Below are 20241 nucleotides of genomic sequence, written 5' to 3' on the forward strand. Positions count from 1 at the left end.
CCATTTTTGGAATCCTTATTTTAGCATACAAAGATTCTCATTCATTGGATTCACTTACTCAAATCGTTTTAGGGGCTGCAGTAGGAGAGGCTACGTTAGGTAAAAAAATTGGCAACAAGGCCATGTTATATGGTGCTATAGCCGGTACTATTCCTGATCTAGATGTACTAGCAAATTTTTTTACTGATACTATCACAGCAACAGAATTACATAGAGGCTTTAGCCATTCTGTACTGTTTTGCATTTTGATGGCACCTATTTTAGGATGGTTAGTTCATAAGTTAGAACGAAAGAAAGATGTAGGGTGGGATAGTTGGACAAAATTATTCTTTTGGGGATTATTAACGCATGCTTTATTGGACGCCTTTACCACCTGGGGCACACAGCTATTTTGGCCATTTAATATAAGAGTAGCATTCAATAGCATTTTTGTGATTGATCCTTTATATACCTTGCCTTTTTTGATCTTTGCTCTGCTCGCTATGTTCAAAAAAAAGGGAACTACAATACGTTCCAGATTAAATAGAACAGGTATTCTTATTTCAAGTGGTTATTTGCTACTGGCATTAGCCATTAAATGGTATACATACCAAGAATTTAAAGTAGCTTTAAAAAATCAAAACATAGCATATACTAAAATTTCAACAAGACCAGCACCAATGAATATATTGCTATGGAATGCCATTATAGATACTCCAGATAGTTACCTGATTGGTGATTACTCATTGTTTGACTCATCTGAAATTCATTTCTCAGTCCATCCTAAAAATAGAGAATCATCAGCATTAATAGCTCAAAAACCGAATGTGAAACGTCTAATTACTATTTCTGAAGGCTGGTATCTTTTAGAACAGAAAAATAACCGTTGGTTTTTTAATGATTTACGCTTTGGTCAACTAAAAAGAAAAAATGGTGAGCAAGGTTTTGTATTTTCCTATTTACTGGAAGAAAAGAGCGGCAAAATACAAGCTTCAGAAGTACCTAAAAACCGTGAAGATGCCCAGTTTCTATTAGAATCGTTATGGAAACGGATTAAAGGAAAATAAGCTTCTTTTAATTTATCATGTTAATTTTATAGAATACGAATTATAACTTCAGAGATGTGTTTTAATTGTTCAAGTTATGTTACGTTGCTTGGGTAAAACAAAGCTTTCTTAACTAAAGTTAATAGAACACTCTTTTTATGAAATACTAAATTTCAACTTCCCAAATTGACTGCTCGACTTGCCATATGAACGTTCACAACACTGTAACACTCAAATATTCAGTATATTAGCATACAAAATTTCAAGTGATGAAAAATAAATTCTTACTCTGTTGTCTTTTCTTTGTAGCTGCGCTTCAAGCACAAGACCAAATAAAATGGACCTGTTTTACCGATGATAAGTTGTTGTTAGTGGATGACCACCAAATAAAAGGAGTGTTTGAGCATACAGATGGTAACTTATGGTTTGTAACTGACCGCGGTATAGATATTTACGATGGTACAGGATGGAGCCGTATTGATAAAAGCAATAAATTAATGCGTAAGTCACTCGGGGCCTTTATGGTAGATAGTAAAAAGCGTGTTTGGATTGGTACAGGAAGTCCGGAATTCTATATGAAATATTATGGAACTGGTACTTTTTATAAGGGTGGATTACTAGTTTATGATGGTGAAGACTGGAGTCCAATTCTTACTAAAGACATTGGCATTAAAATACCTATTATTACTCAAATATTTGAACAAAATAATGGAGATATATGGGTTGGTGCCTCTAGTGCAAATCCAGGCATGGAGGAGTCATCACTATCCGCCAGAGGTGCTATACTTCGCTTTTCAAATGACAAATGGACAATTTTTAAATTCAAAGACTTACCTTGTTTGAGTTGTGAATTTGTTAAGGGGTTTTATGAAGATAAAAATGGGAGACTCTGGCTTTGGGGAACAAAAGGGATCACTTATTTTGAGAATGGTAAATTTCACCGTGTCTCTAAAGAAAATGGTTATTTGAAGGGAGCTCGTCGACTTACAAAAGTATATGAAGATAATAATAAAAATTTTTGGGTTGCTGGATTTGGAAGGGTGGCACGTTATGATGGAAGAAACTGGACTACATTTCTCAAAAAAAATGGTATTCCTTCAAGTAATTATCCACCAATTGGTTTGACCGAATCAAATGATGGGCAAATCTTATTGACGGCAAGAAATGGAATTTATAAGTACGACGGTAAAGAAACCTGGTTGCATGAAAAGAAAAAGTATGTTGGTTCGGGCGTTTTTTCTGATTCAAAAGGTAGACTATGGATTTCTAGTTATAAAGGTTTGGAAATTCAGGATGGTACCAATTCAACTATTAAAAAAGAAATAAGGGGTATTTGGAAATTTATTGAAGATAAAAAGGGTAGTATTTGGGGATTCACAGGTAAAGATGGCATAAGACGTTTTAAAGACGGCCAGTGGACACACTTCAATAAAAAGAACAAATTACCTTCTGATAAAATTCGCTTTGCTCATTTAACCGACGATGGTATTTTATGGATTGCAACCAATAAGGGCATTTGTAAATGTGAGTATAACTGAATCAAGAATTTATACAAGTAATTTTCATAATCAATCAAATACCAACTAACCATAATCACAAGCTTATTTGTAAAAGTAAATAAAACGCCTTTTATGCTAAGCTTAGATAAAGTATAGAAGGAAGGCATAACATTTTTGAAATGATATTATTCTAAAAAGTCTTCTTCAAAACTGGATATAAAATCGTTAATGTATTTTTTATTTCGCTGTTCATTTTTTACTACCAAATAATGGGTTCGCTTTAAGCCATTCTTCCCAATACGCTTAAATTTCAATTCCTTTGATAATCTAAAAGGACTTAATTGCCATTTGGGAGCACACATAACACCCATATTTGCATTTATCATTGATAAAGAAATCTCTGTAAACGGAATTGCAGAAATTTTTTGAGGGTTTATTTTATTTGGTTTTAAAAAATGTTCATAAACTGCTACACCATCTAAGGGAAAAGAATTAATTAGCAAGTGTACATTTTCAAAATGACTAGCCTCTAAATAATCTAAATTATTTAATTGATTCTCTTTATGTATAACAACAAAAATTTCATCTTTAAAAACTTCTATACTTTCCAATTCTTCAGATTCAGGTTTTGATGTTACAATGGCTATATCTATTTCATTGGATAATACTTGCGATATAGTTTGATGTGTTACACCAAGGGTTATATCTATATTAATTTCAGGATATAGAATCCCCATTTTTTGAATAAATGATGGAATAGCGTGAAAGAACGACTGGCATTCTGCACTCAGTTTAATAGTTCCTTTTGAGCCTTCTTTAATATGTTTTATGGCACTAAAACCTTCGTCAATGGAACGGAGTAATTTATTAGCTAATTTATATAGCTCATTACCTTCCTCTGTTAGTTCCCATTTGTTTCTTGATCTGTGAAATACTTTAAACCCTAAACGTTCTTCTAAATCTCTTAATTGATGGCTTAAAGCCGATTGCGTTAAAAATAAACGCTCAGTAGAGTTTGCAATACTACCTTCCTCAGCAATGGTTTTTATTAGTCTGAAATATTTGAGCTCCATAAATACAAAGATAGCTTAGTAACTTATATACTATAAATGAAATTATTTCAATTATAACTTTATTGATTTCAACCTTAGCATTGCCCAATCACATACCTTCAAGATATTTTTGTATAACTAGAATCAAAACATGATATGAATACAAAAACAATAGGATTGATAGGAGGGATGAGTTGGGAATCATCAAAACTATATTACGAATTTCTAAACACAAGAGCAAAAGATCTATTAGGGGGCTCTCATTCTGCAAAATGCATTATGGTTTCTGTAGATTTTGCTGACATTGAACGATTAACTTTTGAAGGAGATTGGGAAGCTATTGGTAAACTTATGAAACAAGCTGCCCAACAGTTAGAAGGGGCAGGAGCTGATATTATTTTATTGTGCACTAATACCATACACTTAGTCAGTCACTACATTTCAGAAAATATAAATGTCCCGTTTTTACACATCGCAACATCTACTGGAGAATCTATTCAAAGGTTTGGCCTAAAGAAAGCAGCGTTATTAGGCACCAAATTTACCATGGAAAAGGATTTTTATAGTAAAACATTAATTAATGATTTCAAGCTTGAAATTTTGATTCCTGACCTTAATGAAAGACAGGAAATCCATGATATTATATATAACGAATTAGTGAAAGGGCAGTTTACAAATGCTTCAAAACAAAGAATTATTGAAATCATAGAAAAACTTCAAAAGCAAGGAGCGGAAGGCATTATTTTGGGTTGTACAGAATTGCCCATTTTAATTTCAAAATCTGATGTAGAATTGCCAATATTCGATACGGGCAAACTTCATGCGCATGCAGCTTTTGAATGGAGTTTAAAGGGTTTAAATAAACCAGCTGAAGTCTAATGTTAATTATAAATAAGAAATTTATGAAAACTACTGCGCTTTTATCACTGCATACCCTGTGCTTTTTTATTTCAATTATCTCATTTTCGCAAGAGGTAAAACTGAAAGATCATATTCTTTTTTATAGCTCTTTTGACGGAAAAGCATCTGCAGATATATCATTTGGAGATGCAATGATTTATACAGCTAAAAATTATAAAGAGGCAACCAATGCGAAAGTAGGTTTAAGTGATCCAAACGTTGTTTTAGCCAAAAATAAAGGCCTTATAGGTGATGCTATTCATTTTAAACAAGCAAAAACATCAGCCATTTTCTATAAAAGCCATAAAAATGTTGGATATAATAATACATCTTGGAGCGGAACCCTATCTTTTTGGTTACGACTAGATCCTAACAAGCAATTGCCACATCATTATTGTGATCCTCTAGTTATTACAGATGCTCAGTGGAATGATGCTGCTTTATGGATTGATTTTACAGATCATAACCCTCGACAATTTAGATATGGAGCTATTGGAGATAAAGTCGCTTGGAACACTAATGATGATGCCGAAGATGCAGATTGGAAAAAACGAACAATTACAGTGAATCCCGCTCCATTTAACTCTAAAGCTTGGACACATGTTGCTATGGTTTTTTCGGAAGTAAATTCAACCCAACCCACATTTAGACTATATCTTAATGGCACCTTTCAAGGTGCAATAGAAAATATTGATGATCCATTTACATGGGAGCCAGAAAAAGGAAAAATCATGTTAGGACTAGGCTACATAGGCTTGATGGATGAGCTTGCTATTTTTAATAAATCATTAAATCTGGAAGAGATAAAAACCATTTATGAATTAAGAAATGGCTTAAAAGCTTTATTTAATTAAAAGTAACTTCATTTAATTTGTACATTTTATACGTCTAGAGTACTGTAAACCAAAAAAGTACTCATAAATTATTTCGTATATTTATCTTATACAAGCAATATATTTATGCATTTAATTAAACTATAAATTGTGTTATCTTCTATACCGGCAAGTTTAAATGAGCAGGCCAATGAGCAATACAAAATTGGCGAATATGAAGAAGCTTTTCGATTGTATACATTGTCAGTTGAAGAAGGCAATATAGATTCAATGAATAGCATAGGTGTTCTTTACCAGTACGGACAAGGGGTAGAGCAAAATTATGCAAAGGCAATGGAATGGTATGCTAAGGGTGCTGATGCTGGACTTGCAGTTGCTATGAACAATATTGGAGTAGTTTTCCAACATGGCTATGGCGTAGTTCAAAATTACCAGAAAGCTTTTGAATGGTTTTTGAAAGCGGCTAACCTTGAAGATATTACTGCCATGTCTAATTTAGGAGCTATGTATATGCATGGATTGGGTGTAATGCACAATCATGAAGAAGCAATATACTGGCTTACGAAAGCAGCTACATCTGGAAATGCCTCTGCAATTCACAATATAGGTATACTCTACACTATAGAGGGTCCTAAACAGAACTTAGATAAAGCCATTGAATGGTTAGAAAAAGGAGCAAGTTTAGGACTGGGCATTTCTAAGTATGCTCTCGGATTAATTTATGAGGAAGGAGAAGGGGTGGAACAGGATTATCATAAAGCTATTGAATGGTACACTAATGCAGCACAATTAAAAGTAGCTGATGCTATGTTTAATCTTGGATGCTTACATGAATTAGGCTATGGTGTAAATCAAGATGTAGAAAAGTCTTTAGATTGGTATAAAAAAGCCTTTGATGCTGGGCATGCAGAATCCGCAAGATCTATAGGTATACTTTATGAAAATGGAACTATTGTAGATCAGAATTATATAAAAGCTTTTGAATGGTACAGTAAGGCAGCTGAAGCAGGCAGTGCTTCTGCCCAATGTAACCTTGGAGTTTTGTATGATTATGGTTATGGGGTCCCGCAGAATTTTGAAAAAGCCAATGAATTTTATCGAATTTCGGCCGAAGCAGGAGTTCACGAATCTATGCGAAATATAGCTATACAATATAAAAATGGACTAGGGATACAAAGAGACTATCAAAAAGCTATGGAATGGTTTGCTATGGCTGAAGAAGCAGGGAATATAGATGCAATGTGCGATATTGGTGCCCTCTATGCTGAAGGTTTGGGAAGAGAAGTAAATAATGAAATAGCCTTTGAGTGGCATATGAAGGCAGCTGAGCTAGACAATGCTTATGCTATGAATTATATTGGGGTGTGTTATCATAATGGAATAGGAGTAACTGAAGACAGGGAACAGGCTTTTACTTGGTATATGAAATCGGCAGGGCTTGAAAATGACTTTGCAATGAAAAATATAGGTGGTTATTATATGGAAGAAGGCCCTACACAAAACTATGCCAAAGCATATAAATGGTATATTAAAGCAAGTGAAGCTCAAAATGTAGAGGCCATGGCTAGTCTTGGTTTTTTGTATCACCAAGGACTAGGAGTAGCTCAAAATTACACTGCCAGTTTAAAATGGTGGACAAAAGCAGCTGAGATGGGTAACGCAATGGCAATTAATAATATAGGAGATTTATATGAAAATGGTTTTGGGGTAACACAAGATTATCAAAAGGCACTGGAATGGTATCGAAAAGCAGCTGAATTAGATTTTCCTCAAGCTTTTGTAGGAATCGGTAATTTCTATGAGCACGGATATGGAGTACCACAAGATTTTTCAAAGGCCAAAGAATGGTATACAAAGGCAGTTAATATTGGTTTTATTGAAGCAGAACAGTTCCTTCAAGTACTAAATGATAAGACTAATGTACCCTTATTAGATAACTCAAAAACCAAAAAAATAAATTGGTGGAATGGTTTTTGGAAAAACTAAAAATAAAAGTGAAGTTTTCAACAAAAGCTGAAAAATTAGCCAAATGGCTCAAACCAAGTTATATCTGTACTTATCCAGCATTAAAGCATGAGTTAAGAGATTTATTAACATATCCTTTTCCAAATTATTATCTGCCTAGAGATAAATCTTTTACAACTGGAGATAAATTTAATGGCTTTCGTACAGTTACTATTAAATACCGTCCTGCTGAACATTGCGGAAAATTTTCTAGAGAGAAATGCGTAAATCCGTCGAATTGGTTGAAGGTAGGATGGCTTATAATCTTGTTTCCATTCCGATTTGCCTATTCATTAGTATATATGCTCTTAATCAGACCAGTATTGCATAGGTTAAGAAAATTAGGACTTATAAAAACTGTATATGCCGGCACCAAATTAAGAAGTTTAATTAGGCTTAAGTAAAAGTAATGAATGCATATTTTGTCGGTTACAGTTCATAAGGAGTTCAGATTTCAATATTTAAATGTACTATAAATGGCCTGATTATATTATTTTGATTTATTGGCCAAAGCTTCCAATTTTTTAAAAACTAGAACTTTATACATTGCACTCACTGGAACTTTATTGTTTTCTAGGAATAAATGGTTTCTCGTTGCCTTTGTAACCCTATTTAAATTGGCGATGTATGATTTATGCGTCCGTTGAAAATTTTCGGACAAGACTGATGTAATGTTAATAAGCGTTTCTGTAATAAGATACATTCTTGAATCGGTAAAAATCTTTAAATAATTTCCAAAACTTTGGATGTAGAGAATAGATGTAAAGGAGATATTTACAGGAACACCATCATGTTTTATTTGAAGTTCTTCATTGTCGCTATGCTTTTTAGGTTCCGCTATTTTTGAAGCTACCACTTTGTTGATGGCTTTTAAAAACAGTTCAATTTTTATAGGTTTTAATAAATAATCAACCACACCATAATTATAACTTTCTAATGCATACTCCGAATAAGCAGTCGTTAAAATAACTTTTGGTGGTTTTATCATAGATCGCAAGATTTCCATGCCATTAAGCTCTGGCATTTCTATATCCAAAAAGATAAGATCAACCTCGTTTTGTTGTACGAAATTCACAAATTCAAGTGGATTACCTGTACTTAATACCAATTCAAAATTTTCAATTTTTGAACAATACTCTTCTAACACTTTACGTGCCAGTATTTCGTCGTCTATAATACCAATTTTAATCATTCGTTGTTTGCTACTATGTATTTAAATCTATAGATAAATTTACATAATATGTTTTTTCTGTATCCTTAATTTCTAATGTGTGAGAATTGGGATACAGCAATTTTAAACGTCTTTTAACGTTTTCAAGTCCCATTCCTTTTCTCTTTGATGTGACTTCAATACTGGGCTTAGAATTTCTTATCTGAAATTGAAAGGCAGAATTTTTAATGGTAGCTGCTGCTGTAATAGAGCTCTGTTCATTCGTGCTTTGCGCACCATGTTTAACAGCGTTTTCCACAAAAGGAATAAGTAGCATTGGAGCGACTTTTAAACCCAATACATCACCATCTATTGAAAATTCAATAGTACAACGTTTACTCAGTCTTTTTTCTTCAAGTAATAAATAATTTTCTATAAATTCAAGCTCTTCTTTTAATAAAACAGTGTCTTTTTTAGCACTCTCTAACTGATATCGCATGAGTTCTGAAAGCTGCATGACTACATCAGGAGTTTCTGACGATTGCTGCCTCGATAATGAATAAATACTATTTAATGAATTAAACAAAAAATGAGGATTCACCTGTTCTTTTAAATAGGTAAGTTCCATTTCTTTTTGTAATTTTTCCTTCTCATCATTTTTTCTTCTAAATAAGATACTTCTCCTCAGAAAGAAAGCAGCCATTCCGGTTCCGGTAGTATAAATAAGGAAAAAGAACATCTTATAGACACCAACCCAGCTAGTTTTAGAATACCCTTTTAAGTAAGACGTTAGGAATATGGTTCCAATAAGTAATATACCGTATAAAAAGTACTTTTTTTTATCATAAAAAAGTGGAATAAGGATAAAATGGTTGATCCAAATAACCGCCATAATACTTACTGCAAAGCCCAATTGCCATGCATAAAATGCATAATCACTATCATATTTATCTCTCGATAGCCATCCACCCAATATTTCTAGCATGGCTACCAATGCAAAGGCTCCAATATTAATAAGCAGGGTATTCCGCAAGGATTTTTTCATCATAAACTATAGATGGTGTTAGAAACCGAATAAAGATACTGCCTTGAACTTCAAAGTAGCATAAATTCTTTATAAAAGACATATATCTATGACGAAATGATTTTGTCATTTAATCATTGGGTTCATCATCTTTAAGATTTTAAACATCGATTATACGCTATTTTTATTCAACATTTAAATGGTGCGAACTGAACTTTTTGTCCAATAAAAAATTATTGGAAAGTAGCAATTAAGAGTTTACTTGCGGTAATTGATAAATACTATGAAAAATCTTATAGAGCTATTTTTAATACTGACATTTATACTGTTTTTCAGTTCATGCAAAACGGAAAAATCTGACACTAAAGAAAATGATATTCCAACTGAAGAAAGTTTCTATCTTGGGCAAAAACCACCGGGTTTAATACCTAAACCTTTCGCTCCCAATTTAGTCACAACAACACGTTGGGAATATGGCGCCGCCTTCACACCCAATATGAAAGAATTTTACTTTATTAGAGAGGTTGAAGGAAAGAAAAAACAAGAATTTGTAGTTTTTCAGCTTCAAAATAATGAATGGCATGAGTCGGTTATTTCATCTCGAATCGGTCAACCTTTTATTTCACCAGATGGTAAGACCATGCACTTAGGTAGAAGATATAAGGAACGTAATGATAACAGAGAATGGTCTGGGCTAAAAGACCTTGAGTCTCCTTTCGACAGTTTACCAATCATGCGTCTTACTGCTTCAGCAAAAGGGACTTATTTTTTTGACGAGTTTAAACGTGACTTTACAGGTGATATTCGATATTCACGGCTTGTAAATGGAAAGTATGAAGAACCGAGGTTACTCAATAAAAAGATTAACACAGGAAAAAGCTTTCATCCATTTATTGCTCCAGATGAATCCTACCTTATATTTGATAGTACACGAGACGACGGCTATGGTGATTCAGATATTTATATAAGTTTTAAACAAAAAGATGGTTCTTGGGGTGTCGCAATTAATTTAGGAAATCAAATAAACACAAGAGCTTGGGAGGCGGCGGCAAGTGTGACACCGGATGGTAAATACCTTTTCTTCAATAGAAATATGGGCTCACAAGAATACGAAAATGTAGATATATTCTGGGTAGATGCAAAGATTATTGAGAATCTCAGACCCAAAAATTAAAAGCTAAACAATGAAAAACACACATATAATTTTGATACTTGTATTGGCACTAACTGTTAGTGCCTGCAATACGAAAAACCCAAAATCAAAAGACAATGATTCACCTCTCGATAGCTATCAGGATATAGAAACCGACTATTTCGGAGAAGAACCACCAGGCTTAATTCCCAAGCTATTTGCTCCTGAGATTGTTTCACCAGATGGGCTTTTTGAAGGAGGTAGGTTTTCTCCAGATAGGAAGAGTTACTATTTCACTAGAAAAAATGGAAAATATAAAGAACGCACATTTTTTGTTATTCACTATGAAAATGGGAGGTGGGGTAATGAATCTGAAACCGACTTAAAATGGCCAAAATTCTCACCAAGTGGGGATACTTTATACGGTGGAAATAAATATAAGGTGCGGACTGATACAGGCTGGTCTGAGTATAAAAGCCTTGGGCCACCTTTTTCCGATAAGCATATCATGGGAATATCCTTTTCAGACAATCGAACTGCCTATTTTGATGAAATTAGCTTTGATCAACATAATCAACCCGATACAATTGGAGCTATTAGTTATTCACGCCTAATAGATGGGAAATATGAACCACGGCAAAAATTGGGCAAGCATATTAACACTGGAACGTGGATTGCCCATCCCTATATTGCACCTGATGAATCTTATTTAATATGGGATCAGCGCACTGAAGACGGATATGGAGGGTCTGATATCTATATTAGTTTCCGAACGGAGAATGGTTCTTGGCTCCCTGCTATGAACATGGGTGGCAAGATTAATACGGAACTCTCGGAAAGTAGCGGCAATGTGACATATGATGGAAAATACCTGTTTTTCTCAAGAGGGCAATGGGAAATTAAAGAAGACGGAAGTGAAAATTGGGTCGGCAAAAGTTACTGGGTGGATGCAAAGATTATTGAGATGCTCAGACCCAAAGAATAATCATCAAAAAAACAAAATATGAATACAACAAAGTTATTAATATTATTATCTGCTATATTCTTGCAAACAGTTTTTGCACAAGAAAATAGTGCTGATGAAAATACCAAAACAGCGAAAGGATCTCCCTTAGTATTGCCACAAATTCAGGTAGTCCCCATAAAAGATTCTGAGACAGAAAAAAATTACGAACTGTATATAGAATTGCCAGAAAATTATTCAAAGAATGCAAACCAAACCTATCCTGTCCTTTATTATACAGATGCTATGTGGCATCAAGAGATGCTATCTGGTGCTTCTGAGTTTATGCTGGAAGATGCTATTCTTGTAGGAATTTCATGGCAGAAGGATATCGCAGAAGATTTAATGCAACAATATGGAGCACATGCAAGCCGATTTACCGATTATTCATTCTGGAAAAAGTCAAACCCAAATCATCCCAAACTAAAATTTGGCCAAGCCGAAAATCACTTGGAGTTTATTCGCAATCAAGTTATCCAATATGTGGATAATAACTATCGTACCGATCCCAACAGTCGATCCTATTTCGGTTACTCACTAAGCGGTGCATTTGGTGCGTATATATTACTAACACAGCCAGACACTTTTAATAATTACATTCTTGGGAGTCCGTTGAGCAAAGGCTTAGTCCCTTACCTTACTGAAATCAATACTACATTAAAAACTTCCGAGTCTAATACGAATAGCGCATTGCACGCTAATGTGTTTATTGCCTACGGTAGTTTAGAAAAGGAGAAAGATGAACCTATCGATGAATATCTTAATTTACTAAAGGATAGAAAAAATTTAAATTTATCTATACAAAACAAAACCATTGAAGGTGATCATCAAACCGCGTTTCCAAGGGTTGCTGTTGAAAGTGTCGCTTGGTTATCATCTTTGATGAACCATGTATCGGTGAAAAGCAACCAGATCTCATTCTGGGATATTCCCCATCTCAATAAGGCATATGTAAGTCTAACACCAGAAGACAGAGCAGATGGAATAGTAGTTGATACTCTATCAGTAAACAGCAATGATCGAGACGCAATCCTCAAATTGTCACAAGAAATTTTTGATGACAAGCATGGTGATTATGATGCGGTGCTCATTTCACACAAAAACAAATTAGTGTTTGAGTCCTATTATAAAAAAGGGCGTATTAATGTGCCTCATGGGCAAGCATCAGCGGTAAAAGCCTATACCAGTTTGGTTTTGGGTAGAGCTATTCAAATGGGTTACCTATCTATGGAAGATCTAGACAAACCTCTGATTAGTTTTTTAAAAAATATTGACCCAAAAAAGATTGCTGAAGGTGCCAAAAAAATCACACTCCATAAAGCATTAACCATGCATGGAGGATTGACTATCGATAGAGATAAATGGAAAGACATTGAGAATGATTCAGCTCGATTAAAGGGGCAAGGGCTCGTACAGACACTTCTTGAGCAAAGCGCACCTATTACCTCGGAGTCCCAGAAATATTTGTACGGTAATTTTAATCCAATGTTGGTGATGACGGTTATTGATGCCGTTGTTCCCGGAACAGCTGAGGATTTTATTAAAAGGGAGTTACTTGACAAACTGGGTATAACAAATTATAAATGGTCAACACATATTAGTGGTTTACCACAAGCAGGATCGCAAGCTAGTATCATGTCTCGTGACATGATAAAATTGGGTAATTTGGTGCTCAATAAGGGGAAATTAAACGGAGAACAACTTATTTCTGAAGACTATCTAGTCAAAGCCACCAGCAGCATTGTAATACCTACTCAAGATTGGATGCCCAAAGACTATCGTTACGGTTATTTTTGGTATCAAACACTTATACAGGTAGGTAATAAAAGTTATGATGCCACATTTGCCTGGGGTGGAGGTGGGCAACGTGTCATAGTAATGGAAGAACTTGACTTAACCATTGTCATTTCTGGGCATGACGGAGAAGATAACATCATGACTCAAATTTCTGAAATCATTATACCAGTATTTGTAAAATAATAATTCTAAAAAATAGTAAGCCTTGAGTAACGTATTGTTAGAGGTTATGATCTTTACTTTTTGCTATTGGAGCATCCATACACGAATCCGGAATACAAAATCCATCTACCAATACTTCTAAATGAGGCCTTAACTCTGTACATAATCTCTCTACTCGTTGGCGCATAGCCTTAGATTTAGTACCACCTATGTATCCTTGTTCCAGATACCAGGAGGCATCTTTACGCAATTCATGCAATGCAAATAAACTACCTAATTTCTCAAATAGCAATCGGTATTTTTCATCAGTAATCGTCGTCGTAAAATTGGTAAAAGTGCTGTAAGCCAATTCTATACTATATGCTTTTCCCAGGGTGAGTAAATGGGTTTGTACCTTTAAAAATGCCTGATAAGAAGGCATTCCTTTTTTAATGTAATCACGTATCCTCATCGCAATGGTATACGTTAATCTACGCGTTCTATAATTAAAGGCATGCTTATGAAACTTAACACTATACAAATGGTCTTTGTCTACATTGTTAACGTAGGCAGGATTGAATGTATTTAGTTTATCACTAAGTCTTGATCCTAATAACTTAAGAACTGCGGTAAAGCCTGCACTGTTAAATTCTGCTTTATAATCTGATAACACACCTTTAGCCGCCAATTGAAGCAGCACTGTATTATCACCTTCAAACGTGGTAAAAATATCTACATCATTTTTAAGATCCGCCATCTGATTTTCTAATAAGTATCCTTTGCCACCGCAAGCTTCCCGACACTCTTGAATGGTTTGGTTGCCAAACCAGGTAATGATTGATTTTAAGCCTGCTACCTGCGTTTCAATTTTTCGCTTGTCAATTTGGGCGTCATCAGCGTACTCCTTCATGATATGGTTCAAAGTAACGTCGTATACAAAGCAAGAAGCAATTGCTGGCGTTAAACGTAACTGATGTGATGGATAATCCATTAAAAGATCTTCCTGAATTTTAACGTTGTCATTAAACTGTCTTCTTCGTAACGCATATTTTACGGCTATAGCTAATGCCTTTTTAGCCCCCCCTAATCCTGCACGGGCCACACAAATTCTTCCTCCCACCAGCGTACCAAGCATTGTGAAGAATCGTTTATTTGCGCTTTTAATTTCAGATGAATAGTTGCCGTTTTTATCAATAGACCCGTATTTATCTAATAGATTTTCTCTGGGAACCTGAACTTGATGAAACCAAATTTTTCCGTTATCTACACCATTCAGTCCTAATTTATAGCCATTATCTTTAATGGTGATGCCAGGCATCAGTTCATGCTTTTCATTTCGAAGGGGTACCAAAATAGCATGAACACCTTCATTTTTACCATCTACAATAAGCTGGGCAAATACGGAAGCCATCGTGGCATGCAGTGCATTTCCTATATATTCTTTATTATCATTTTGGCCGGGTGTATGTATAATGATACTATCGGTATGTTTATCATAGGTAGCCGTCGTTTTAATCCCTCTTACGTTCGATCCGTGTCCTGTTTCTGTCATGGCAAAACACCCTAGTAATGATACCGTACCCGAATCTTTTAGGTAGGCGTCCTTATGCTTTTTAGTACCCAATTTTTGAATACTACCTCCAAAAAGTCCGAATTGAACCCCGAACTTAACCGCTAGACTTCCATCAACGTACATGAGCATTTCAAATATTCTTGCATAACTACAAATATCATTAGTGCCTCCGTACTCTTTAGGATACGCCATAGCTCCGTATCCTTCTTGAGCCAGAAAATTAACTTGCTTGAGTACTGTTTCTCTAAATGCATCTTTATCACGCTCAATACCGTTATAAAGTATGGGGTTTTTTAGCACCTCTTTAAAATCATCAATTACAGCAGCATAAGTGTCTTTAAGTATAGTGTCAATAGAAGAAGGATCGTAATAATGTGAGGTAACTTCTTTTACTACTTCTAAATCGAAAAGGTGATTGTAGTGATTGGGTTGAATACCCAAATTAATTTCAATAGCTGCTAAATTAGTATTGAACGAGTTTTGCTTATGATAATGTGCTACCAGTTTCTGACTCAATGAAGACAGCGGATAGGTTTCACTTTCTACTAATTTTATGTGCGAGTTGCCAATAATCTGTTTCCAATGCTTTATTTCTTCATTTGCTGGAGGGTTGTTTTTATCTAACCATTGCAAGAGAAGGTTTCGATCATTTTCATAAAGCGTTGTATCCTTTTTGATGACTTTTTTTACTACAGCCACTTCTGAGTATGATAGTAAATCATCTGACCAGATCACATGAAAAAAAGGTATATACTGTAAAATACCTGAGGAATAGCTATTTTTTATCATGTACTGAAAATACGACAATTTGGTTAGATAATTAGTATAGGGTTGTAGAAGGCCTGTTGATGGTAAGTTCAAACTTCATAATCTGACGCGCATAACGCATTGTAATCTTGTAGTAGCGTTTTAGTAAATAAAGCAATTTGATGTAATGCATATTATAACTACAGAGATGTATTATAATTTATATTATGTTAAATAGTAAATTTTATGATTAGCACTATTTCAGTAGAAAATGCGTTTAATTCAATTCTAGATATAAAATCAAAACCTTGCAAAAACAGTTAATATAAATTACTGTGCAATCGGATTGATCATTACCTTTTTTATTTGATTGTAATAACAATCAATGATTAATTCCAAAGGATTCCGACATTCTGTGCATTCTTCTAGGTATTGTTGCTTGATCTTTTCAGTTTCAATCCATGTTGAAACTTCATTAAAACAATACGGGCAAAAAAATTCATGTTCTTTCATAGCTTGTGGGTTTTAGGTTGGTTAGCTTGACTATGATTGATTCTATATTATGACCATATACTTTCGTAAAGGTTTAATTTATAACGTGTTATCATTTAAAATAGTATAAACACTTGAGCTCACTATCAAAAATCACTTGTTTTCGATACATTTTTGCTATCGCAAAAACACTAGAACTGACGTGACTTTTGATGACATTTCATTTGTCATAGAACACATATCAATAACTATATAAATCATGAAGATATAGTGTGCCAGAAAACTAGCTGAAAATTACAGGAATATAGTAGCTCAGAATTAAAATAAACACAAAGAAAATAAGCAATATATAGACCTCTTTTGTAAAGAAATCTGATTTCTTTAATGTGAAATCTGTAAGTTTTGTAGTCTTTGCTTCTACGCGTTTGGTAAACAAAGAAACTATATATGCAATTATAACAGTCATGGCAAATCCGGTGAAGTTGAGCCATATCCAAAAAATGTCAAAACCTATATCAAAACCAAAGATCTCTTGCATGGTTTTAGAAAACAATAAATTAATGAGTACAGCCGCAATAATACCTGCATTCATACCAATATGATTTACTCTCTTAGCAAAAAATGCCAGTACAAAAGTGGCTAGCACCGGCCCATAAAACACAGAACCAATAGCATTAATAATTTCTATAACAGCACTCTTGCTACCACCAAATAAAAAGGAAGCTGCTATGCACACCACTCCCCAAAAGACTACTGCACCCTTTGAAATGAGCATATACTTTTTAGTTTCCAACTTTTGCTTGCCTCTATTAAAGAAATCCTCTACAGTAACTGCTGACAGTGAATTCACCGTTGAGCTTAAGGATGACATTGCTGCTGATAAAATACCAATCATCAGAATGCCAATGAGCCCGTGAGGTAAATATTTAATGATAAAAACCGGAACCATCAAATCGGCTTTTACGCCATTAGTCGCAAATTCCTCAGGAAAATGTCTTTGTGTAGTAGCCGCTATATCACTCAAAAAATCTGGAGCTAATGAAACCAACGCTCCTAAAATGAGGCCCATAATACAATACACGAATACAACAGGAAAGCGCAATAATCCGTTTGCCAGCAGTAATTGACGTATGGCTTGTTCGTTTTTAGCAGATAACATTCGCTGTGCTTGTGTTTGATCACATCCGTAATAAGAGACATACAAGAAAAAACCGCCTATAAGCATAGGCCAAAACCCATACTCATTCCCCTCACCTATACCTAAATTATTGTCAATGACTTTCAATCGCTCTGGATCAAATCCATTAGCTAAGCCACCTTGAGCTTGCACTAAATCCCAACCATAGATCAAACAAATTACCAATCCTGCAAATAAAATCAACATTTGAATCGTGTCTCCCCATACTACTGCCTTCATCCCTCCTTGCCAGGAATAGATAATAGTAATGACACTAATAATAAGAATGGTATAGATATAATCTATGTCTAAAACCGCTTGTAAAATAATAGCAATGGTATAAACCATCACTCCTGTTCCTAAAGCTCTACTGATTTGAAAAACAATACTTAAAGTCATTCTAGTTGAAGTGCTAAATCGCTTTTCAACATATTCATAAATACTGACTACACCAGATCGAAATAACGGTGGAATAATCACTAACATAATAGCGATCATAGCCAATGGAACAGCAAATTCAAAAGTGAGCCACTTCATCCCCCCTCCTACTTTTAATCCTACAAAAGCGGGTGCAGAAATAAAACTAATAGCTGATAATTGGGTTGCCATTGTAGATAAACTCAACGGGAACCACCCCATACTTCTACCACCCAAAAAATAATCCTTAGAGTCTTTATTTTCTTTAAAGAAATAACCCATTCCTAAAAAGAAAATGATATACCCTATAACAATACTATAGTCTAGCCAGTTCATACTACTATTAATTTAAGTTTTTCACCTAATTCATTTTTCACTTTAATATTCCATTCGTTCTTTAGTATGCTAAAAAGCAGTGCATCACTTCTTTTATTTTCATTTTTCATTGATGGAAATAAAGACCGTAAATTACCTTCTAATATACAGCCAATACTTTTAAGCGCGGCTATGCTAATTAAATTCTCTGCATGTACACCAAAGCCAATACGCTCAAGATTCAATTGTTCAAAAATGAATTTGAACAACAGATACTTGCAGTGTTTATTGATTCCGCTACCTCTAAACGCTTTGCCATACCAGGTATGTCCAATTTTAACTGATTTAAAATCAGCTGTATACTCATATAGTCTGGTCATACCAACTATTGCCTGTCTTTTTTTATAATATACCACAAACGGATATTCTCTTTCTTTTTGGCGATTTAGAAAAGCCTTATTTAAATATGTTGTCAATTCTTCTTTGGTAGCTCCTTTTTCAAAAAAATAGGTCCATATATCTGGGTCATTAGAAATCTTAAGGAGCGCATCTAAATGCTCAGTTTTAAGAGGACATAATCTTACCACCTCATTTTCTAAAGTATAATTTTCAGAAAAAATCAATTGTTAATAAGATCTAAGAATAATGCAGCACTCCAAGAAAAGTTATTTCCTCCATAGCCACCGTTACTATCTTTATAAACTTCTTTTCTTGAATCAAAGTATTCGTAAAATCCTTCCTTTTCAATCAATTCTACGGTATCCTTTTTAATACGTTCTGCCAGTTCATGATAGCCATAATTCTTTAAGCCATAAAAAAGGATCCAGTTTAAATTTACCCAAACGGGGCCCCTCCAATATTTTTTTGGGTTAAATCGATCACTTTCAGGGTCAAAAGATGCACATAAATACTGATCATCATTTCCAAACTTTTTCGTCATGATATGTATTAGCTTTTCAGCTCGTTCAGCATCAGGAATGCCTGCAAATAATGGCGAAAATGAAGAAGAACATATATATTTCAATGGTTTTTTATTCCTTAAGTCGTAATGCACATAAACCCCAAGCTCGTCATCATATAATTTAGAATTAAAAGAAATCAAGGCTTTTTGCTGCCATTTATTCAATTGTTCAATCTTATCTTCATTATTTCCAATTAAGGTATACAAATCAATTAAGGCTTGATTTGATTTGATTAACATGGTGTTGAACAAAGGGTCTAATACTAAAAATGGTGATAATTCTGCAATTTTTGCATCATTATACTGATGTTGTTTAGCAATATCAATGATATATAGATAATGATCATACTCTCTTTTTGAAGGTCGTTGTGCTGCATCTACATGAGTGGTATCTCTTCGTTCAAATTCATATTCAGGAGAGTCCATATTTTCAAAAATATCATCCCATAAAGGCGAGTTATCTGTACCCGATTCCCAATTATGATAGATGTATACCAATCCTTCATTGTTAACATCTCTTTTTGTGTAGAAATACTTATGATTTAGGTATACTTTATCAATTTGAGTTTTAATAAAGTCTAGTATATCATTTTTATCTTTAGCAATTCTATACAGTTCCTTTAATACGAAGCCCGTTACCGGAGGTTGCGTAATTCCAGATGATTTATATTGTTTTGATGCTTGAGGATGCAAGTGAGATTCATGAAATTCTGGCCCAGGAAAATAGGTGTCACTATCGTTATGAAAGATAATATGTGGTAGAAATCCATTACCCCACTGGGCATCTAGTAAAGTTTCTATTTCTTTTTTGGCCTTTTCAATATCAAAATAAGCCCATCCAATTGCAATAAAGCCAGAATCCCAATTCCATTGAAACGGATATAGATTTTCACAAGGTATGCTAAATCCACCTTTCCAATTTTTATTGAGAACAGACATAGCTTGTTCTTTTAATTTTTCCATAAGACAAATATAAAAACCCACCACCAAAAGTGGTGG

The 20241-nt window shown here is 34.4% G+C and carries 17 protein-coding genes; 9 read left to right on the forward strand and 8 right to left on the reverse strand.

Translation table 11 applies throughout. The annotated features are described in order from the left end of the window. The first annotated feature begins 44 nt into the window (after positions 1 to 44). Both AC1EU5_RS11605 and AC1EU5_RS11610 read left to right on the forward strand, forming a co-directional pair. The gene (locus AC1EU5_RS11605; protein WP_480192557.1) at positions 45 to 1046 is read left to right on the forward strand and encodes a metal-dependent hydrolase; all 1002 of its coding nucleotides are present in this window, start codon (positions 45 to 47) and stop codon (positions 1044 to 1046) included. A 248-nt stretch (positions 1047 to 1294) separates the two neighbouring features. Continuing rightward, the gene (locus AC1EU5_RS11610; RefSeq protein WP_480192558.1) at positions 1295 to 2563 is read left to right on the forward strand and encodes a ligand-binding sensor domain-containing protein; all 1269 of its coding nucleotides are present in this window, start codon (positions 1295 to 1297) and stop codon (positions 2561 to 2563) included. Positions 2564 to 2709: 146 nt separating this feature from the next. Here the strand turns inward: AC1EU5_RS11610 and AC1EU5_RS11615 are convergent, their stop codons facing one another. Further along, positions 2710 to 3597: a LysR family transcriptional regulator gene (locus tag AC1EU5_RS11615; RefSeq protein ID WP_480192559.1), complete on the reverse strand. Its 888-nt coding sequence runs from the start codon at positions 3595 to 3597 to the stop codon at positions 2710 to 2712. A gap of 135 nt (positions 3598 to 3732) precedes the next feature. On the opposite strand from AC1EU5_RS11615, the gene AC1EU5_RS11620 reads away from it, so the two are divergent. The 4 genes from AC1EU5_RS11620 to AC1EU5_RS11635 all read left to right on the forward strand — a co-directional run bounded on the left by AC1EU5_RS11620 (position 3733) and on the right by AC1EU5_RS11635 (position 7717). Beyond that, complete coding sequence (locus AC1EU5_RS11620) at positions 3733 to 4455, forward strand: aspartate/glutamate racemase family protein (protein ID WP_480192560.1); 723 nt, start codon at positions 3733 to 3735, stop codon at positions 4453 to 4455. Between the two features lie 23 nt (positions 4456 to 4478). Then, positions 4479 to 5330: a LamG-like jellyroll fold domain-containing protein gene (locus tag AC1EU5_RS11625; RefSeq protein WP_480192561.1), complete on the forward strand. Its 852-nt coding sequence runs from the start codon at positions 4479 to 4481 to the stop codon at positions 5328 to 5330. A gap of 129 nt (positions 5331 to 5459) precedes the next feature. Beyond that, positions 5460 to 7295 (forward strand): SEL1-like repeat protein, encoded by a 1836-nt coding sequence (locus AC1EU5_RS11630; protein WP_480192562.1) that lies wholly within the window; start codon positions 5460 to 5462, stop codon positions 7293 to 7295. Beyond that, positions 7271 to 7717, forward strand: coding sequence for a hypothetical protein (locus AC1EU5_RS11635; protein WP_480192563.1), 447 nt, complete (start codon positions 7271 to 7273; stop codon positions 7715 to 7717). Before AC1EU5_RS11630 ends, AC1EU5_RS11635 begins: the two co-directional genes overlap by 25 nt. An 86-nt stretch (positions 7718 to 7803) precedes the next feature. Here the strand turns inward: AC1EU5_RS11635 and AC1EU5_RS11640 are convergent, their stop codons facing one another. Both AC1EU5_RS11640 and AC1EU5_RS11645 read right to left on the reverse strand, forming a co-directional pair. Continuing rightward, entirely contained in the window at positions 7804 to 8505 is a 702-nt protein-coding gene (locus tag AC1EU5_RS11640) for a LytR/AlgR family response regulator transcription factor (RefSeq protein WP_480192564.1), read from the reverse strand. Between the two features lie 13 nt (positions 8506 to 8518). Beyond that, a complete protein-coding gene (locus tag AC1EU5_RS11645; RefSeq protein WP_480192565.1) occupies positions 8519 to 9511 on the reverse strand; it encodes a sensor histidine kinase in 993 nt (330 codons plus the stop codon). 259 nt (positions 9512 to 9770) lie between these two features. On the opposite strand from AC1EU5_RS11645, the gene AC1EU5_RS11650 reads away from it, so the two are divergent. The 3 genes from AC1EU5_RS11650 to AC1EU5_RS11660 are packed head-to-tail and all read left to right on the forward strand — an operon-like array spanning position 9771 to position 13602. Next, the gene (locus AC1EU5_RS11650) at positions 9771 to 10661 is read left to right on the forward strand and encodes a TolB family protein (RefSeq protein ID WP_480192566.1); all 891 of its coding nucleotides are present in this window, start codon (positions 9771 to 9773) and stop codon (positions 10659 to 10661) included. A gap of 10 nt (positions 10662 to 10671) precedes the next feature. Further along, a complete protein-coding gene (locus AC1EU5_RS11655) occupies positions 10672 to 11604 on the forward strand; it encodes a hypothetical protein (RefSeq protein ID WP_480192567.1) in 933 nt (310 codons plus the stop codon). An 18-nt stretch (positions 11605 to 11622) separates the two neighbouring features. Then, on the forward strand, positions 11623 to 13602 hold the full coding sequence (locus tag AC1EU5_RS11660) for an alpha/beta hydrolase-fold protein (RefSeq protein ID WP_480192568.1): 1980 nt from the start codon (positions 11623 to 11625) through the stop codon (positions 13600 to 13602). A 37-nt stretch (positions 13603 to 13639) separates the two neighbouring features. On the opposite strand, the gene AC1EU5_RS11665 is transcribed toward AC1EU5_RS11660, so the two are convergent. From AC1EU5_RS11665 to AC1EU5_RS11685, 5 genes are all read right to left on the reverse strand, one after another. Further along, complete coding sequence (locus AC1EU5_RS11665; RefSeq protein WP_480192569.1) at positions 13640 to 15922, reverse strand: acyl-CoA dehydrogenase family protein; 2283 nt, start codon at positions 15920 to 15922, stop codon at positions 13640 to 13642. A 288-nt stretch (positions 15923 to 16210) separates the two neighbouring features. Then, on the reverse strand, positions 16211 to 16393 hold the full coding sequence (locus AC1EU5_RS11670; RefSeq protein WP_480192570.1) for a zinc ribbon domain-containing protein: 183 nt from the start codon (positions 16391 to 16393) through the stop codon (positions 16211 to 16213). Positions 16394 to 16655: 262 nt separating this feature from the next. After that, positions 16656 to 18302 carry a sodium:solute symporter family transporter gene (locus tag AC1EU5_RS11675; protein WP_480192571.1) on the reverse strand — a complete coding sequence of 549 codons (1647 nt, stop codon included), beginning with the start codon at positions 18300 to 18302 and terminating at the stop codon, positions 16656 to 16658. Beyond that, positions 18299 to 18904, reverse strand: a complete 606-nt coding sequence (locus AC1EU5_RS11680; RefSeq protein WP_480192572.1) for a GNAT family N-acetyltransferase — start codon at positions 18902 to 18904, stop codon at positions 18299 to 18301. The genes AC1EU5_RS11675 and AC1EU5_RS11680 overlap by 4 nt, the downstream gene beginning before the upstream one ends. After that, positions 18901 to 20205, reverse strand: coding sequence for an MGH1-like glycoside hydrolase domain-containing protein (locus AC1EU5_RS11685; RefSeq protein WP_480192573.1), 1305 nt, complete (start codon positions 20203 to 20205; stop codon positions 18901 to 18903). The genes AC1EU5_RS11680 and AC1EU5_RS11685 overlap by 4 nt, the downstream gene beginning before the upstream one ends. Between the last annotated feature and the right edge of the window lie 36 nt (positions 20206 to 20241).

The organism is Maritimimonas sp. 2405UD52-3, from assembly GCF_056591715.1.

What these genes read in the sequence shown, in the direction of transcription:
- AC1EU5_RS11610 (WP_480192558.1), top strand. Translation starts at nt 1,295, where the DNA reads ATGAAAAATAAATTCTTACTCTGTTGTCTTTTCTTTGTAGCTGCGCTT.
- AC1EU5_RS11615 (WP_480192559.1), bottom strand. Translation starts at nt 3,597, where the DNA reads ATGGAGCTCAAATATTTCAGACTAATAAAAACCATTGCTGAGGAAGGT.
- AC1EU5_RS11620 (WP_480192560.1), top strand. Translation starts at nt 3,733, where the DNA reads ATGAATACAAAAACAATAGGATTGATAGGAGGGATGAGTTGGGAATCA.
- AC1EU5_RS11625 (WP_480192561.1), top strand. Translation starts at nt 4,479, where the DNA reads ATGAAAACTACTGCGCTTTTATCACTGCATACCCTGTGCTTTTTTATT.
- AC1EU5_RS11640 (WP_480192564.1), bottom strand. Translation starts at nt 8,505, where the DNA reads ATGATTAAAATTGGTATTATAGACGACGAAATACTGGCACGTAAAGTG.
- AC1EU5_RS11645 (WP_480192565.1), bottom strand. Translation starts at nt 9,511, where the DNA reads ATGATGAAAAAATCCTTGCGGAATACCCTGCTTATTAATATTGGAGCC.
- AC1EU5_RS11650 (WP_480192566.1), top strand. Translation starts at nt 9,771, where the DNA reads ATGAAAAATCTTATAGAGCTATTTTTAATACTGACATTTATACTGTTT.
- AC1EU5_RS11655 (WP_480192567.1), top strand. Translation starts at nt 10,672, where the DNA reads ATGAAAAACACACATATAATTTTGATACTTGTATTGGCACTAACTGTT.
- AC1EU5_RS11660 (WP_480192568.1), top strand. Translation starts at nt 11,623, where the DNA reads ATGAATACAACAAAGTTATTAATATTATTATCTGCTATATTCTTGCAA.
- AC1EU5_RS11665 (WP_480192569.1), bottom strand. Translation starts at nt 15,922, where the DNA reads ATGATAAAAAATAGCTATTCCTCAGGTATTTTACAGTATATACCTTTT.
- AC1EU5_RS11670 (WP_480192570.1), bottom strand. Translation starts at nt 16,393, where the DNA reads ATGAAAGAACATGAATTTTTTTGCCCGTATTGTTTTAATGAAGTTTCA.
- AC1EU5_RS11675 (WP_480192571.1), bottom strand. Translation starts at nt 18,302, where the DNA reads ATGAACTGGCTAGACTATAGTATTGTTATAGGGTATATCATTTTCTTT.
- AC1EU5_RS11685 (WP_480192573.1), bottom strand. Translation starts at nt 20,205, where the DNA reads ATGGAAAAATTAAAAGAACAAGCTATGTCTGTTCTCAATAAAAATTGG.